Genomic DNA, 15163 nt, shown 5'->3' with positions numbered 1-15163 from the left:
CCCGCGACGGTTCCGTGCCTCAGCGATGGCAGGTGGAACAATTGGCCAGCGGCGGCACCGCGACGCCGAATTGCGCATGGGTGGCCGCCACCAGGGCCGGCGCCTGCGGCGTGGAATCGCGGTGGCAATCCAGGCACCAGGCCATGGATTGCGTTTCCGTCTTCACCGTGCGCGCCATGGTCTCGACGGGGCCGTGGCACTGCGCGCAGGTGACGCCGGCGCCGATATGCGCGGCGTGCTGGAAGCGCACATGCTCCGGCAGCCGGTGCACGGAGGACCAGGTGACCGGCCGGCCGAGCGACAGCGCCGTCTCCAGCGGCGCGAATTGCGCCGAGACATTCCAGACCTGGCTGTGGCAGCCGAGACAGGTCTCGGCCGTGGGCATGCCGGCCTGCGCCGTCCGCTCCACGCCCGCATGGCAGTAGCGGCAATCGAGGCCGATCTGGCCGGCATGGATGGCATGGCTGAAGGGAATCGGCTGCGCCGCCGGCGTGCCCAGGCCCCAGGTGCCGGCCGACCGGCTGAGCGCGAAGGCGACGGTCGCCGCCAGCACCAGGGCCGCGGCGCCGATGATGCCGAAGGTCCGCAGCAGGCGATCGGCGCGGGGCGAGAAAAGCTGGCTCATGCGCTGCGGGAGACCTTCTCGATGGCATCCCGCAGGCTGCCGGCGGCGGCGGCGAAATCCGCCCAGGGGTCGGCCGGCAGCTTCTTCGCCGCCAGCAGCCCTGCGACGCTCCAGCCCGCCGGATCCAGACCCTTCTTCACCGCCGACCAGGGGATGGGGCAGGCCACCGGCGCGCCGGGCCGCGCGCGCGGCGACCAGCTGCCGATGGCGGTGGAAAGCCGGTCGTTGCGCAGATAGTCGAGGAAGATGCGCCCCTTGCGCGCCTTCTTCGCCAGCGTCGTGGTATAGAGCTTTGGCGAATCCCGCTCCATCATCGCGCAGATGAGGCGGGCGAAGGACTTGGCCTCGGGCCAGCCGGGGCCGCCCTTGCCCTTCGGCGGCGCCAGCGGGACCACCACATGCAGCCCCTTGCCGCCGGTGACGCGGGCGAAGGGCGTGAGGCCCAGCGCCGTGATACGCTGCCGCAGTTCCAGCGCGCCCTCCAGAACGCGGTCGAAGGGAATGCCTTCATCCGGGTCGAGGTCGAAGACCAGCCGGTCCGGCACGCCGGGCGCATCGGCGCGCGCGCCCCAGGGATGCAGCTCCACCGCCGAGACCTGCGCCAAGGCGGCGAGGCCCGCGGCATCGTCGATGCGCATATACGGCTTGGACTGGCCCTCCACCTGCACGGCGCCGATCAGCGGCGACTGGCCGGGCATCGCATGGCGCTGGAAGAACAGCCCGCCGGTGATGCCATCCGGCGCCCGCAGCAGCGACAGCGGCCGACCCGCGACATGCGCCAGGATCCGGTCGGCAAAGCGGGAAAAATAGGCGGCGAGATCGGCCTTGGTCAGCGCCGGAATCTTGTCGGTCGCCGGCCACAGCACGCGATCCGGGTTGCTCATGCCGAGCGGCGCCTTGGCGGGGGGCTTGGCGGGGGGCTTGGCGGGGGCGCGGGGCGGCGCCTCCGGCTCCGGCGGCGGCGTCACGGACCTTGCGGGCTTGTCCTCGCGCAGGCCCTGGAAGCTGGCATGGCGCAGCAGGCCTTCCTCGGTCCAGCCGCCATAGGCGACCTCCGCCACCAGCTCCGGCTTCACCCAGACCACGTCGCTGGTCTTGGCGGGCTTGCCCGTGAAGGGGCTGCCGCGGCGCTCCAGCGGCGCCAGGCGCGCGACCAGGTCGGTCGCGGTGGCCGCCGAATAGCCGGTGCCGACGCGGCCGAGATAGGCCAGCTTGCCGTCCCGCCAGGCGCCCACCAGCAGCGCGCCGAGCCCATGGCCGCGCGCGCCGCGGCTGAAGCCGCCGATGACGAATTCGTCGCGCCCGCGGCACTTCGCCTTGGTCCATGTGTCGCTGCGGCCGGAGGCATAGGGCGCGTCGCGGCGCTTGGAGACGATGCCCTCCATCTCCAGCCGGCAGGCGGAGGCCAGCACGGCCTCCCCAGGTGCCGGGAAATGCTCCAGGTAGCGCAGCACCGCGCCCTTCGCCGGCAGCAATTTCCTTAATGCCGCCTTACGTGCCTCCAAGGGTTCGCTGCGCAAGTCGCGCGGGCCCTGCTGCAGCAGGTCGAAGGCGAAGAAGACCAGCGGCGCGGTGTTGGTGCCGGAGAGAAAACCCTGAAGCGTCGGGAAATGCGGCTGGCCCCCGGCATCCAGCGCCGCCGCCTCGCCATCGATCAGCGCATCCGGCAGGGCCTTGGCCGCCTCGGCGATGGCGGGAAAGCGGTCGGTCCAGTCGAGGCCGGTGCGCGTGCGCAGCGTGGCGCGGCCGCCTTCGATGCGCAGCTGCAGGCGGTAGCCGTCGATCTTCAGCTCATGCAGCCAGTCCTTGCCGGCCGGCGGTGCGGCGACCAGGCGGCAGAGCTGCGGTTCGACGAAGGGCGGCACGGCCGCGCTGGCCCTGGATGTGGCCTTCGTCTTCGGCGCGGCCTTCGCTTTCGCAACCGGCTTCACTGGCGCCGCCGCCGCCTTGGCAATCTGCGCCAGGGTGCGGCCGCTGGCGATGGAGGTTGCGGCGCGCAGCACGGCATCGCCCGCGCCGGGCGTCGCCATGCTGTCCTTCTCCTTGATCAGCAGCCAGTTGTGGCGCGGCTCCGCCTTTGCGCCGCGGCGCGGCTTCATCCGCACCAGCACGAAGCCACCCTTCAGCCGCTCCCCGGCCAGGACGAATTTCAATTCGCCCTTGGCCAGGTCTTCATCCACGCGATCCGCGTTCAGCGGCGCCCAGGCGCCACGGTCGAAGAGCTGCACCGTGCCGCCGCCATATTCGGCCTTCGGGATGGTGCCCTCGAAGCTGCCGTAGTCCAGCGGATGATCCTCGACCTCCACCGCCAGGCGCTTGTCGGCGGGGTCGAGCGAGGGGCCGCGCGTGACGGCCCAGGATTTCAGCACGCCGCCCCATTCCAGGCGCAGGTCGTAGTGCAGCCGTGTCGCGTCGTGCCGCTGCACGACGAAGCTCAGCCGGTCGCCGGCCGCGGCCGCGCCGCCTTCCGGCTCTCGGGTCCGGCCGAAATTCCGCTTGGCGCGATAGGCCTGCAGCTTCTCGCCGGCGGCCGGCATCAGCGGGACGCGGCGCGCTTGCGCGGCGGCGCCTTCTTCACGGCGGACTTGGCGGGCGCCTTGGCGGGGGCCTTGGATTTGGGCGCGGGCTTGGCGGCCGCCTTGGCCGCCGGCTTCGCCTTGGCGCGCGCCGCCACCTTCGCCGGCGCGGGCTTGGCGGAAGACCCCTCCAGGCTGCGCCGCAGCGCCTCCATCAGGTCGATCACATTGTCCTCGCGCGGCGGCGCGGCCTTGGTGCCGCCGCCATCGCCGTCGCGCTTGCTCTCGATCAGCGCGCGCAGCGCCTCCTCGTAGCGATCGGTGAATTCGGAGGGATCGAAGGGCCCGGCCTTCTGCGCGATGATGCGCTCGGCAATCTCGATCATGCCCGCATCCACCTTGCGCTTCGGCACATCCTCGAAATATGCCTCCGACTCGTGCACCTCTTCGCGCGTGCGCAGCGTGGTCACCAGCATGCCGGGGCCGCGTGGCTCGATCGCCACGATGCGCTCCCGCGTTCCCATCACCACCCGCGCCAGGGCCACCTTGCCCGCCTGTTCCATGGCCGTGCGGATGACCACGAAGGCATCCGCGCCGGCCTTGCCGTCCGGCACCAGGTAATAGGGATCATTCCAGAAGATGCGGTCGATCTCCGCCGCATCGACGAAGCGTTCGATATCGATGGTGCGCGTCGATTCCAGCCGGACGGATTTGATCTCCTCATCCGTCAGCAGGATGTATTCGTCCTTCTCGATCTCGTAGCCGCGCACCAGGTCCTTGCGCTCCACCTCATCGCCGTCCGCATCGAAGGTCTTCGTGCGGATGCGGTTGCCGGTCTCGGGATTGATCAGGTGGAAGCGCACGTCATGCGCGGTGGTCGTCGCCGGAAACAGGGAAACGGGGCAGGACACCAGCGAAAGCCGCAGATGTCCGCCCCAGCTCGGCCGCGCTGCCATCTGCCCCGCTCCCCCTATGCCGTGTTCAGGCCGCCTTCAGCACGTCCTTGTGGATCGTCTTGGTCGCCATCTGCGTCAGCAGCTGGTCGGTGGCCTTTTCCTCGTCGAGCGTTGCCTGCAGCAGCGTCACGATCTCCGCCTGCTTGTGCAGCCCGGCCCAGGCGACCAGCGTGCCATAGCGGGCCATCTCGTAATGCTCGACCGCCTGGGCGGTGGCCACCAGGCCGGCATCGCGCACGGCGCTCGGCTCGGAAAACTCCTCGAGCAGCTCCTCGCCTTCCTGGATCAGGCCCTGGATCGCCTCGCAGGTCTGGCCCTGCGCGCGCTTGCCGAGGATCTGGAACACCTGCTGCAGACGCTCGACCTGGCCCTCGGTCTGGTCCTTGTGCGTCTTGAAGGCCTCCTTCAGCGTCTCGCTCTGCGCGGCGCGGGCGAGCTTCGGCAGCGTCTTCAGGATCTGGCGCTCGGCGTAATAGATGTCCTTGAGGGTCATCAGGAACAGCTCGTCCATCGTCTTCATCGGGCGTCTCCGGTCATTCTGGAATTGGCGGGTCGTCGAATCGGCGCGTCGCAGCAGCCCCAACGCAGCGGCGGGCCGGAGTTTCGAACGGCATCCCAAGATTCCGCATTCCGCGCCTTCCGGTCGCGCAAGCAACTGCCGCAAGGCTGGCTGGTTCAGCCCTCGTCATTCGAGAGAGGCCGCGCCATGTCAGACACTTCGAAGCATCTGCAACCGCCACAGCACCAGGACCGCCAGCCCGGGCTGGAATCGGAGATGACGCCCCGCCCGCGCTCCGCCATGGAAGGCTGGCGCGCCGCCGGCAAGCTCAAGGGCCGCACCGCGCTGATCAGCGGCGGCGATTCCGGCATCGGCCGCGCGGTCGCCATCGGCTTCGCCAGGGAAGGCGCCGATGTGGTGATCCTGCACAAGGAGGAACCGCAGGACGCCGAGGATACGCGCGCCCATGTCGAGGCCGCCGGCCGCCGCTGCGAGGTGATCGCCGGCGATATCGGCGATGCCGCCTTCTGCCGCGAGGCCGTGGCACGCGCTGTGAAATTCCTCGGCGGCCGCATCGACATCCTGGTGAACAACGCGGCCGAGCAGCATGAGTGCAAGGATTTCGCGGAGATCCCGGAGGCGCAGGTCGAGCGCACCTTCCGCACCAATATCCTGGGCATGATGTGGCTGACCAAGGCGGCGCTGCCGCACATGCCGAAGGGCGGGTCGATCATCAACACCACCTCCATCACCGCCTACCAGGGCAGCGCGGAGCTGATCGACTACGCCTCCACCAAGGGCGCCATCGTCGGCTTCACCCGCAGCCTGGCCAAGGCGCTGTGGGAACAGCGGCAGATCCGCGTGAATGCCGTGGCGCCGGGCCCGATCTGGACGCCGCTGATCCCCGCCTCCTTCGACGAGGAACGCACGGCCCAGCACGGCGCCAGCACCACCATGGGCCGCGCCGGCCAGCCGGACGAGGTGGCGCCCGCCTTCCTCTTCCTCGCCGCCGAGCAGGACAGTTCCTACTTCACCGGCCAGGTCCTGCACCCGAATGGCGGCACGGTGGTCAATGCCTGAGGAGAGACCCATGACCGGCAAGCCCACCGCCACGCCCGAACACAAGCCCGCGCAGGAAGGCGATAGCGGCACCGGCATTCCCGCCGGCACCGCCCGCTCCGGCACCCACAACCGCCCCGATATCGGCGACGAGGTCTCCGGCAAGCGCGCGATCGACCAGGTGGCGGAGAAGAAGACCGAGGACCTTTCGCCCGAGGCCAAGGGCGGCGCCGGCGTCGGCCGCCGCTGGGCCGGCGATTCGTAAGGCCGCCAGGCCAAGAAAAAGGGCCGGTCCTTTCGGACCGGCCCCCTTCGACTCGGCCCTCTCCCCCCACCCGGGGGAGAGGGCTTTTCGCTGGGGTCAGGCGAAGCGGCGCGCGGCCACCAGCATCGCCTTGCGGGTGCCGACGCGGGCACCGATGACGGAGGCCGCAGCCCCCAGCAGCAGCGTCGCGAACAGCCAGAAGGAGGCCACGGAAGCACCCTTGGCAGCGGCATCCGCCGCCTCGCGCGCCCGCGTCTCGGCCTGCTGCGCCAGGCGGGTGGCCTCGGCCTCCAGCGCCTGGATGCGCTGCGTGGCTTCCTGCGGGGAGATGCCGAACTCGGCCGCCGTCAGCGCGGCGAGGCGGTCACGCGCCGCCGGCTCGAAGGCGCCGCTGGTGGCGCGCTCACCGACCAGGCGGGCGATCTCGGCCCGGCGCTGGTCCTCGGTCAGGGTGGCGGGATTGCCGCCGCTCTGCAGGCCGGCCTGCAGACGCTCGATCAGCGCCTCCGGGTCGGTCATCTCCGGCATCGCCTGCGCGGCGGCGGAGGTGGCGGTGCTGGCCGCGCCCTGCACCATGGCGCCGACGCCGCGCGCGGCGCCGGAGGCGAGGTTGCCCAGCAGCAGCGCCGAGACCAGGAAGGCAATGGCCCAGACCGACAGGCCATGCAGCACGCCGTCCGTGTCATCCGACGTGCCGGACAGGCGCGCCGCGACATAGCCGCCGCAGGCCAGCGCCAGCAGGTTGGCGACCAGCAGCCAGACGGCGCCGGCGATGCCGAAGGTGCTCGCGGCCGGCGTTTCGCCGGCGACCATCGGGTCGATCGTGCTGGCGCCGACGGCGACGCCGAGGATGTTGAGCATGGCGCCCACGGTCACGGCCACCAGGCCGCCGGCCAGGATGGCACCCCAGGAAACGCGGGAAGGCACTTTGTCGGCGGTGGCAATGACGGTCTGCGACATAATATCTACTCCGGACACGGGGGCCCAACGTCCGGAAGTGATTGAAGTTCAGGCAGACTCCCTGGTGGCTTCAAGAAGATCCATGGTGTGGCGCAAAACTTTCGCCTCATCGAAACGGTCCAGCGCCCGCAGGCGGCCCGCGTCCCCCATCGCCTGCCGCAAGGCCGCATCGCCGGCCAGGCGGGACAGGGCCGCGGCCAGCGGCGCCACCTGCATGGGCGGCACCAGCAGGCCGGTTTCCTCCGGTACCACCTGTTCGCGCGGGCCCCGGATATCGGTGGCGACCACCGGCAGGCCCGCCAGCATCGCCTCGATGATCGACATGGGCAGGCCCTCGAAGTGGGACGGCAGGGTGAAGACATCGGCCGCCGCCAGCAGCGCCGGCACGTCGGTCCGGTAGCCCAGCATCACCAGCCGCCGCCCGAGCAGCGCGGCGGCGCGCTGGAAATGCGGAGTCAGATCCTCCCCATGGTCGCTGGCCAGGCGTTCGCCTGCCACCCACAGCACGCAGTTGGGGGGCGTCTCCGCCATCGCGGCCAGCAATTCGCAAAAACCCTTGTGGCGAACGAGGCGGGAGATGGCGACCACCACGCAATCCCCCTCCGCCACGCCCAGCTCCGCGCGCAGCCGGGCCCGGGCGGCGGGGTCGGGGTGGAAGCGGGCGGGATCGCGGCCATTCAGCACGGCCACGGGGTTGGGGTGGATACGCAGCCGTCGCGCATCCTCCGCCTCCTCCGCGCTCACCGTCAGGTAGGTGTCGGTGATCCGCCCGGCGGCGCGTTCCAGCGTCAGCGCCAGCCGGCCGCGCCACCAGGGGCCGGGCTGGTTGAACAGGAAGCCGTGGCAGGTATAGGCGATGCAGGGCACGCCCGCGATGCGCGCCGCGGTGCGCGCCAGCAGGCCGCTGATGGGCATATGGGCATGCACCAGGTCCGGCTTCTCGGCCCGCATCACCGCCACCAGCTCCGCCAGGGCACGGGCCTGGCGCAGCGGGTGAAGGCTGCGGGCGAGTGCCACGGGCACCACCCGGAACCCCTCCGCCCGCGGCCCTTCCAGCAGCGGCCCCTCCGCACAGACCCCCACCACCTCATGCCCCCGCGCGCGCAGGCCGCGCATCAGGGGCAGGATGAAGTGCAGCAGCGCGAAGTCGACGTTCGTGACTTCGAGAATCTTCACGACGCCGTCACGCCCGGACTATTCGGGCTGCGGCTCGGGCGTCGCGGGGGCCGGCACGCCGATGCGGGTCAGCGCCCATTGCAGCGCCGCGGCACCCGGCTCCGCATGCAGCGCCACCTGCTGGCTGCGGCGCGGCTCGCCGCCAAGATAAATGCTCTCCTCGATCGCCACCCGCACATCCCGCCCCGTGCGCAGCCGCCAGCCGGCGCCGGAGGGCAGGCGCAGCAGCGCGCCCTGCTCATCCTGCTGCAGGCTGGCGGTGACGCCGGGATGCAGGTGGAAGCGCAGGGTGAAGCCGGGCACCGCGACCTCCCGCGTGCCTTCCAGCACATCCTCGCCGATCAGGCTGTCGCCGGATTCGGACAGGAACAGCCGGCGGCGGTGGCGCAGGCCGAACTGCCGCTGCCATCCGTCATGCGTCGCATCCAGCCAGAGCTTGCCGTCTTCCTCGAAGCGGTCGGTGGTCACCGTCTCCACCCGGCGGCCCAGCCCCTCGGGCCGCAGCTCGGAGGAATTGGTATCCGCCAGCACCAGCGTGGAATGCGCCGCGGTGGCGCGCAGCGCATCGCGCCACTCCCCCTCCGCCGCCGGCGCCGCGCCGCAATTGACGATCAGGCGTTCGCGCCCCACCGACATCTCGAAGGCCAGCGTCCCGGCATGGGCGTTGCGGTCCGCGCCCCGCGGCAGGCCGCCGGGGGCGGCATCGCGCCGGGCGGCGGGGGGCGCGCCGCAATCCATCAGAACCAGGGTGCGGCTGGCGGCCAGGCGATGAAAGCCGGTCTCCGGCAATTGCGCGGGGGGGCGGCCGCGGGACTGGCCCTGGGTCAGCACCAGGTCGATGAAGGCGGCCTGCTCGTCCCGCGTGCCGTTGAACAGCGCCAGCCCGCCATCGGCATGGCGCAGCATGCGCAGCGCCGGTGCGGCGCGGTCCAGCGTCGCGGCCAGCTGCGGCGGCGCCTCCACGCCCGCGCCATGCAGCAGGTTGCGGATCTCGATCAGGTCCTGCAGCGCGGCCAGCTGCACGCCCGGGCTGCGCTCCACATGGCCGCCATCGGGGCGGAACTGGCGCTCCAGCTCCTGCGGCAGGAAGCGGACGCAGCGGGCGAGCCAGGTCTCCTCCTCCAGCGCCACGGCGCCGGCCATGCCGCCCTTCAGCGCCACCAGGGCGCCGCGATGCGCGGCCTCGGCCGGCAGGCCGGCCACCACGCCGCGGGCATCCTGCGCCAGGCGCTGCATCAACTGGCGGCGGAGGCCGTCCTCCGCCGTCGCGGCCAGGAAATCCCAATGGCCGAGCCAGGCGGAAATCCGGGCACCGGCCACTTCGGGGGCATCCGCCAGCGGGTCCAGCGCGCCATGCGCCAGCCAGTCGGCCGTCAGCGCGCGGCCGCGCAGCCGCGCGGCATCGGTGCCCAGCGCGCGCAGGTCGCGCAGCCAGGCGAAGCCGTGGGCCGCGGCATACCAGGTCTGGCTGCCGCCGGGCTGCGCCGGGGTCCAGTCCGGCCGGGCGGGGCCCTCCTCCCCATCCTGCGGCCGCAGCGGGCGGGTGGTGCCATAGGCCTCGAATTCGCCGCGCAGCAGCCGGGCGCCGCGCGCCGCATCGCCGGGCCAGAGGTCGCGGAAGGACCGCGCCGGCCCGTCCGGCACCTTGATGGGCTTGAGATTGGCGATGATGCGGCGCGCTCCGCGCAGGACATCCCCGATCATGCGGTCGTCCCTCCCCCCCGCAGCGCGCCGATCGCCGCCGCATAGTCCGGCGCGCCGAAGACGGCGGTTCCCGCCACCAGCACATCCGCCCCGGCCGCCAGGCAGTCCGGCGCCGTGGCGGCGGTGACGCCGCCATCCACCTGCAGCGCGATGTCCCGGCCCGTCGCCGCGATCATCGCCCGCAGCGCCGCGATCTTCTGCAACTGGCTGCGGATGAAGGACTGCCCGCCAAAACCGGGGTTCACCGACATGACCAGCACCAGGTCGCACAGGTCCAGCACCGGGGCCACGGCTTCCACCGGTGTGCCGGGGTTCAGCACCACGCCGGCCTGCTTGCCGAGCGCCCGGATGGTCTGCAGGGACCGGTGCAGATGCGGCCCGGCCTCCGGATGCAGGCTGATCAGGTCGGCCCCGGCCTCCGCGAAGGCGGCCAGGTAGGGGTCGGCGGGGGCGATCATCAGGTGCACGTCGAAGAACAGGCGCGAGGATTTGCGCAGCGCCTTCACCAGCCCCGGGCCGAAGGAGATATTGGGGACGAAATGACCGTCCATGATGTCGAGGTGCAGCCAATCGGCGCCGGCGGCCTCGATGGCGGCGACTTCCTGGCCCAGCCGGGTGAAATCGGCGGCGAGCAGCGAGGGGGCGATGCGGACGGGATGTGACATGTCCCGGCGGTTCTAGCCGCCGCCGCCCCTGGGGGGAACCGGCCCGGCGGCAATATCGGTTCGTCGACTCGCGGGTTTGACCTTGCGTCAAGCCCGGCCGGGTCAGGTCTTGCGCAATCCCCGGTCCGGATCGACCAGCGGATCGCGCGGAGGGGCCGGGCAGCCGCGCGGGGTGGCGCATTCGCCCCGCAGGGTGCGGGCCAGCGGCGTCTGCTGCAGGCGGTCCCAGCCGAACCACAGCGCGGCGCCCAGCAGCACCGCCAGGATCAGCCAGTCCCTGGGCCGCATGCCAGGCTCAGATCGGCAGCGCGGTGGTGCTCTTCACCCGCTCCATGGCGAAGCGGCCCGTCACCTTGCGCAGGCTGGGCACCGCGGCGACGAAGCGGCGGTAGAAGGCATCATAGCCCGCCATATCCGGCACCACGACGCGCAGCAGATAGTCGACATCGCCGCCCAGGCGCCAGCATTCGACGATCTCGGGCAGGGAGGCGACGGCCTCCGCGAACCTGGCGATCCAGTCGCCCGAATGGTCACCGGTCTCCACCGCAACGAAGACGGAGATCGGCAGGCCGACCAGGGCGGGGTCCACCAGCGCGACGCGCCCGGTGATGACGCCCGCCTCCTCCATCCGCCGGATGCGCTTCCAGCAGGGGGTCGGCGTCAGGCCGACCTCCTGGGCGATCTCGGCAAGGGAACGGGCCGAATCCTGCATGATCAGGCGCAGGATCTCGCGGTCGATACGGTCCAGCTCGGCGGCAGCCATCGGCATCATTCTTTCCGATTATACAGAATACCTAGCACGATCCTCTCCCGCGCCAAGACCGAGACTGTGACAGAAATAACCGGCTGGTTCAGCCTCGCCGGAACCTGGCGGCGAAGAATCCGTCGAGGCCGCCCTGCTCCGCCCACATGTCCGGCCGGGTGCGCAGCGTGCCGCCGCGGACCAGTGCGGTACGCAGCCCCGGCAGCTCGGTCGGCGCAATGGGGTCGGGAACCAGGCCGAGCGCCGCGGCGCGGGCCAGATGCGCCTCCCCCTCCTCCGGCTGCAGGGAACAGGTGGCCAGCACCAGCCGCCCGCCGGGCCGCAGCAGCCTCGCCGCCTGGGCCAGCAGCCGCGCCTGCGCCGCCGCCAGCGCCGCCACGTCCTTCGGCCGCTTCAGATAGGGGATGTCCGGATGGCGGCGGATGATGCCGGTGGCGGAACAGGGCGCATCCAGCAGCACCGCATCGAATTGCGCCTCCGCCGGCATCCAGGTCGCGGCATCCGCCTCCTCCACCGTGACGGAGAGCTTCAGCCGCGCGAGGTTCTCGCGCAGCCGGGCGGCGCGCTTCGGGTCGCGCTCCACCGCGGTGACAAGGCCGCCGGCACTCGCCAGCTGCGCCGTCTTGCCGCCGGGCGCGGCGCAGAGATCCGCGACCCGCTCCCCGGGCTTTACCGCCAGCAGCCGGGCGGGCAGGGCGGCGGCGGCGTCCTGCACCCAGAAGGCGCCCTCCGCCAGGCCGGGCAGATCCGTCACCCGCGTCCCCTCGGGCAGGCGCCAGGACCCGGTGGGCAGTTCGATGGCCCCCTCCGGCGGGCTGGCGCCTGGGGCGAGCGTCAGGTCCAGCGGCGCGGCCTGCTGATGCGCCCGCGCGATGGCGCGCACGCCGGCCGCGCCATAGGCCGCATGCCAGGCCGACCAGAGCCAGGGCGGCGTATCCAGCCTTTCGCGGTCCAGGTTTTCGTAGATTTCCGCCCCCTCGGTCGCGACCTTGCGGAGGACAGCATTGACCAGCCCGGCAAATGGCCGCGGCACCACGGCGACGGTGGCCGCCACCGCCGCATGGGCAGGGGTGCCCAGCACCAGAAGCTCCGCCGCGCCCATGCGCAGCGCGGCGCGCACCACCGGCGGCGGCTCCCGCCGCAGATGCGGCTCCAGCACCGCATCCAGGCTGCCGGCATGGCGCAGCACGGCCGCCGCCAGGCGATGCGCGGCGGCGCGGTCGCGCGGCTCGATGGCCGCCGGCAACTGGTCCAGCGCCTCCTCCAGCGGGCGGCGGCGGTCGAAGACGGCGGCCAGCAGCAGCAGGGCGGCGGAACGCGTGCCGGGCGGCGGCGTGCCACGGTTGGCCCGGGCATTGGGCGGCTTGGCGGTGACACGCTTTGTCACGGCTGCGGGGGGTGGATTTGTGGGGGGCATGAGGCTGGGTTTATGGCCGCCCGCCGCCCGCCATGCTAGGGGCGCGGCCATGCAGGCGCTCCGCACCCTCCTCAGCCGGGACTTCCTCGACCGGCTGCCGGAAACCCGGCGCCCGCTGCCCTGGCTCGCCCTGCTCTGCCTGCTGCTCTGGCTGCCGGGCTTCTTCAGCATCCCCGCAGGCGACCGCGACGAAAGCCGCTTCGCCCAGGCCAGCCGCCAGATGGTGGAAACCGGCGACCTGGTCCGCATCCGCTTCGGCGAGGTGGAGCGCAACAAGAAGCCCGCCGGCATCCATTGGCTGCAGGCCGGATCGGTGCGGGTGCTGGAGACGCTGCGCCTCGGCGACCGGCACGACATCTGGGCCTATCGCCTCCCCTCGCTCGCCGGCGCCCTGCTCGCGGTGCTGGCCACCGCGCATTTCGGACGCCTTCTGGTGGGCCGGCGGGCCGCCTTCCTGGGCGCGGCGATGCTGGCCGGCTGCTTCGTGCTGGGGGTCGAGACCCATATCGCCAAGACCGATGCGGCGCTGCTGGGCAGCATCGTCCTCGCCATGGGGCTTTTGGGGCGCGCCTATCTGCAGCCGGGCGCCTTCGGGCCCGGCGCCGCGGCCGGCTTCTGGCTGGTGCTCGGCGCCTCGATCCTGCTGAAGGGGCCGATCGCCCCCATGGTGGCGGCGCTGGCGGCCGTGACCCTCGCCGTCGCGGATCGCAGCTGGGCCAATGGCGCCCCCTGGCTGCGCGCGCTCCGCCCCGGCTGGGGCCTGCCGCTGATGGTGCTGGCCGCCGCCCCCTGGTTCATCGCCGTCACCATCGCCACCGAAGGCCGCTTCCTGGCCGAGGCGCTGGGCGGCGACATGCTCAGCAAGGTGGGCGGCGCCGACGAGAACCACTGGGGCCCGCCCGGCTACTACCTGCTGAGCTTCGGCATCGCCGCCTTCCCCGCCGCCTTCCTGGTGCTGCGCGCCGCCCCCGGCGCCTGGGCCGACCGGCTGCAACCCGGCACGCGCTTCCTTCTGGCCTGGGCGGTGCCCACCTGGCTGGTCTTCGAGGCCGTCACCACCAAGCTGCCCCACTACGTCCTGCCGGCCTATCCGGCGCTGATGCTGCTGGCCGCCGCCTGGGCGCTGGACCCGCTGCGCCAGGCGCCACCCCGCTGGCTGGCCTTCCTGTCCACCGCCGGCGCCCTGGTCGCCGCCATCGGCCTCGGCCTGGCCGCCGCGGCCCTGCCGATCCTGGCCGATGGGCGGGTGGATGCGCTCGCGCTGCTCGGCCTGCCGGCCGCCGCCCTGTTCTGCTGGGGCCTGCTGCGGATGCTGCGCGACGGGGCGCCGGCCCGGGCCGGGCTGCTCGCCGTGCTGCTGGCCATCCCGCTGCAGGCCACCGCGCTCGGCCTGGTGCTGCCGCGGCTGGAGGCGCCCTGGATCTCGCCGCGCCTCGCCGCCGCCGTGCAGGCCGCCGCCCCCGGCCTGCCGGACGAGCACTTCGGCGTGGTCGGCTACCACGAACCCTCCCTGCTCTTCGCCATGGGCGGCGAGATCCGCCTGCTGCGCGACGGCGCGGCGGCGGCGGATTTTCTGGCCGGCGAAACCGGGCGGCTGGTCGCCGTGGGCGACCGCGACCTGGCACGCTTCCGCGCCGCGGCCGAGGCCGGGGGCCTGCCCCTCGTCGAACGCGGCAGCGTCGCCGGCTTCAACTATTCCCGCGGCCGACGCGTTGCCATCACCTTGTACGGGACCAACCGATGATCGAATGGGTGACGGGCATCGTGGCCGCCGGCGGCTGGCCCGGCGTGATGGCGCTGATGTTCCTGGAAAACGTCTTCCCGCCGATCCCCTCCGAGGTGATCATGCCGCTGGCCGGCTTCGTCGCGGCGCGGGGCGAGATGTCCCTGGTGCTGGCGCTGATCGCCGGCATCATCGGCACGCTGCTGGGCAATGTCTTCTGGTACGAGCTGGCCCGCGCCATCGGCGCCGACCGCATCCGCCCCATGGTCGGCCGCTACGGCCGCTGGTTCGCCGTCGGCGAGGACGACCTGCGCAAGGCCGAAGCCACGCTGGAAAAATACGGCCCCTTCGCCCTGTCCTTCGGCCGCCTGCTGCCCGGCATCCGCACCGTCATCTCCATCCCCGCCGGCCTGATCCGCATCCCCCGCCACGTCTTCTACCTGTGGACGGCACTCGGCAGCGGAGTCTGGATCACCTTCCTGACGCTGGCCGGCTACTTCATGGAAGACCGCTACGACCAGATCGAAGGCTGGCTCGAACCCCTGGCCTACGTCGTCATCGGCGGCTTCATCGCCACCTACCTCTGGCACATCTGGAGCACCCGCATCCGCAAGCGCAGCTGACCCGCAGGGGAAGCCCAGCACGGGTCAGCATCCGCGGGCTGCCGGGGCCTCGGCCGTGGGGTGGGTGAGGGAGCGCTGCGGGATTGCAGGGGGACGCTGTCCCCCTGCACCCCCCGCCAAGGGGCAGTGGCCCCTTGGAACCCTTTGATTCATGAACGGAAAGGGAGAGGGGCGAGAGGGACCGCGGAACATGCGGAACCGCTGGCCCCTCT

At 72.1% G+C, this 15163-nt stretch carries 15 protein-coding genes; 4 read left to right on the top strand and 11 right to left on the bottom strand.

The window, feature by feature from the left end; translation table 11 throughout:
• Positions 1 to 19: 19 nt before the first annotated feature.
• From ACTIF1_RS25280 to ACTIF1_RS25265, 4 genes are read right to left on the bottom strand one after another with little or no spacing between them, the layout of a single operon-like run.
• Positions 20 to 625, bottom strand: coding sequence for a cytochrome c3 family protein (locus ACTIF1_RS25280; protein ID WP_439599235.1), 606 nt, complete (start codon positions 623 to 625; stop codon positions 20 to 22).
• Positions 622 to 3162, bottom strand: a complete 2541-nt coding sequence (ligD, locus tag ACTIF1_RS25275; RefSeq protein ID WP_439599234.1) for a DNA ligase D — start codon at positions 3160 to 3162, stop codon at positions 622 to 624. The genes ACTIF1_RS25280 and ligD overlap by 4 nt, the downstream gene beginning before the upstream one ends.
• A complete protein-coding gene (locus ACTIF1_RS25270; protein WP_439599233.1) occupies positions 3162 to 4097 on the bottom strand; it encodes a Ku protein in 936 nt (311 codons plus the stop codon). The genes ligD and ACTIF1_RS25270 overlap by 1 nt, the downstream gene beginning before the upstream one ends.
• A gap of 25 nt (positions 4098 to 4122) precedes the next feature.
• Positions 4123 to 4617, bottom strand: coding sequence for a YciE/YciF ferroxidase family protein (locus ACTIF1_RS25265; protein WP_439599232.1), 495 nt, complete (start codon positions 4615 to 4617; stop codon positions 4123 to 4125).
• Positions 4618 to 4872: 255 nt separating this feature from the next.
• Here ACTIF1_RS25265 and ACTIF1_RS25260 point away from each other — a divergent pair, with 255 nt between their 5' ends.
• Both ACTIF1_RS25260 and ACTIF1_RS25255 read left to right on the top strand, forming a co-directional pair.
• Positions 4873 to 5676: an SDR family oxidoreductase gene (locus tag ACTIF1_RS25260; RefSeq protein WP_439599231.1), complete on the top strand. Its 804-nt coding sequence runs from the start codon at positions 4873 to 4875 to the stop codon at positions 5674 to 5676.
• Between the two features lie 10 nt (positions 5677 to 5686).
• Positions 5687 to 5920, top strand: a complete 234-nt coding sequence (locus ACTIF1_RS25255) for a hypothetical protein (protein ID WP_439599230.1) — start codon at positions 5687 to 5689, stop codon at positions 5918 to 5920.
• Between the two features lie 96 nt (positions 5921 to 6016).
• Here the strand turns inward: ACTIF1_RS25255 and ACTIF1_RS25250 are convergent, their stop codons facing one another.
• The 7 genes from ACTIF1_RS25250 to ACTIF1_RS25220 form a co-directional block, all read right to left on the bottom strand.
• On the bottom strand, positions 6017 to 6880 hold the full coding sequence (locus ACTIF1_RS25250) for a hypothetical protein (RefSeq protein ID WP_439599229.1): 864 nt from the start codon (positions 6878 to 6880) through the stop codon (positions 6017 to 6019).
• Positions 6881 to 6928: 48 nt separating this feature from the next.
• Positions 6929 to 8056, bottom strand: coding sequence for a glycosyltransferase family 4 protein (locus tag ACTIF1_RS25245; RefSeq protein WP_439599228.1), 1128 nt, complete (start codon positions 8054 to 8056; stop codon positions 6929 to 6931).
• Positions 8057 to 8074: 18 nt separating this feature from the next.
• Entirely contained in the window at positions 8075 to 9760 is a 1686-nt protein-coding gene (locus ACTIF1_RS25240; RefSeq protein ID WP_439599227.1) for a heparinase II/III family protein, read from the bottom strand.
• A complete protein-coding gene (rpe, locus tag ACTIF1_RS25235; RefSeq protein ID WP_439599226.1) occupies positions 9757 to 10425 on the bottom strand; it encodes a ribulose-phosphate 3-epimerase in 669 nt (222 codons plus the stop codon). Before rpe ends, ACTIF1_RS25240 begins: the two co-directional genes overlap by 4 nt.
• A 102-nt stretch (positions 10426 to 10527) precedes the next feature.
• Positions 10528 to 10713, bottom strand: coding sequence for a hypothetical protein (locus tag ACTIF1_RS25230; protein WP_439599225.1), 186 nt, complete (start codon positions 10711 to 10713; stop codon positions 10528 to 10530).
• 7 nt (positions 10714 to 10720) lie between these two features.
• Positions 10721 to 11197 carry an Lrp/AsnC family transcriptional regulator gene (locus ACTIF1_RS25225; protein ID WP_439599224.1) on the bottom strand — a complete coding sequence of 159 codons (477 nt, stop codon included), beginning with the start codon at positions 11195 to 11197 and terminating at the stop codon, positions 10721 to 10723.
• Positions 11198 to 11276: 79 nt separating this feature from the next.
• Positions 11277 to 12605 carry an RsmB/NOP family class I SAM-dependent RNA methyltransferase gene (locus tag ACTIF1_RS25220; protein WP_439599223.1) on the bottom strand — a complete coding sequence of 443 codons (1329 nt, stop codon included), beginning with the start codon at positions 12603 to 12605 and terminating at the stop codon, positions 11277 to 11279.
• Positions 12606 to 12654: 49 nt separating this feature from the next.
• Here ACTIF1_RS25220 and ACTIF1_RS25215 point away from each other — a divergent pair, with 49 nt between their 5' ends.
• Positions 12655 to 14349, top strand: a complete 1695-nt coding sequence (locus ACTIF1_RS25215) for a glycosyltransferase family 39 protein (RefSeq protein WP_439599222.1) — start codon at positions 12655 to 12657, stop codon at positions 14347 to 14349.
• A complete protein-coding gene (locus ACTIF1_RS25210; protein ID WP_439599221.1) occupies positions 14346 to 14951 on the top strand; it encodes a DedA family protein in 606 nt (201 codons plus the stop codon). Before ACTIF1_RS25215 ends, ACTIF1_RS25210 begins: the two co-directional genes overlap by 4 nt.
• Positions 14952 to 15163 lie beyond the last annotated feature (212 nt).

The sequence above is a fragment of the Falsiroseomonas sp. genome (assembly GCF_051860665.1).
Classification (GTDB): Bacteria; Pseudomonadota; Alphaproteobacteria; order Acetobacterales; family Acetobacteraceae; genus Falsiroseomonas.
Note: the sequence above shows the minus strand (reverse complement) of the source record. Positions and strands in the feature narration are given on the sequence as shown.

What these genes read in the sequence shown, in the direction of transcription:
- ACTIF1_RS25280 (WP_439599235.1), bottom strand. Translation starts at nt 625, where the DNA reads ATGAGCCAGCTTTTCTCGCCCCGCGCCGATCGCCTGCTGCGGACCTTC.
- ligD (WP_439599234.1), bottom strand. Translation starts at nt 3,162, where the DNA reads ATGCCGGCCGCCGGCGAGAAGCTGCAGGCCTATCGCGCCAAGCGGAAT.
- ACTIF1_RS25270 (WP_439599233.1), bottom strand. Translation starts at nt 4,097, where the DNA reads ATGGCAGCGCGGCCGAGCTGGGGCGGACATCTGCGGCTTTCGCTGGTG.
- ACTIF1_RS25265 (WP_439599232.1), bottom strand. Translation starts at nt 4,617, where the DNA reads ATGAAGACGATGGACGAGCTGTTCCTGATGACCCTCAAGGACATCTAT.
- ACTIF1_RS25260 (WP_439599231.1), top strand. Translation starts at nt 4,873, where the DNA reads ATGACGCCCCGCCCGCGCTCCGCCATGGAAGGCTGGCGCGCCGCCGGC.
- ACTIF1_RS25255 (WP_439599230.1), top strand. Translation starts at nt 5,687, where the DNA reads ATGACCGGCAAGCCCACCGCCACGCCCGAACACAAGCCCGCGCAGGAA.
- ACTIF1_RS25250 (WP_439599229.1), bottom strand. Translation starts at nt 6,880, where the DNA reads ATGTCGCAGACCGTCATTGCCACCGCCGACAAAGTGCCTTCCCGCGTT.
- ACTIF1_RS25240 (WP_439599227.1), bottom strand. Translation starts at nt 9,760, where the DNA reads ATGATCGGGGATGTCCTGCGCGGAGCGCGCCGCATCATCGCCAATCTC.
- rpe (WP_439599226.1), bottom strand. Translation starts at nt 10,425, where the DNA reads ATGTCACATCCCGTCCGCATCGCCCCCTCGCTGCTCGCCGCCGATTTC.
- ACTIF1_RS25230 (WP_439599225.1), bottom strand. Translation starts at nt 10,713, where the DNA reads ATGCGGCCCAGGGACTGGCTGATCCTGGCGGTGCTGCTGGGCGCCGCG.
- ACTIF1_RS25225 (WP_439599224.1), bottom strand. Translation starts at nt 11,197, where the DNA reads ATGATGCCGATGGCTGCCGCCGAGCTGGACCGTATCGACCGCGAGATC.
- ACTIF1_RS25220 (WP_439599223.1), bottom strand. Translation starts at nt 12,605, where the DNA reads ATGCCCCCCACAAATCCACCCCCCGCAGCCGTGACAAAGCGTGTCACC.
- ACTIF1_RS25215 (WP_439599222.1), top strand. Translation starts at nt 12,655, where the DNA reads ATGCAGGCGCTCCGCACCCTCCTCAGCCGGGACTTCCTCGACCGGCTG.
- ACTIF1_RS25210 (WP_439599221.1), top strand. Translation starts at nt 14,346, where the DNA reads ATGATCGAATGGGTGACGGGCATCGTGGCCGCCGGCGGCTGGCCCGGC.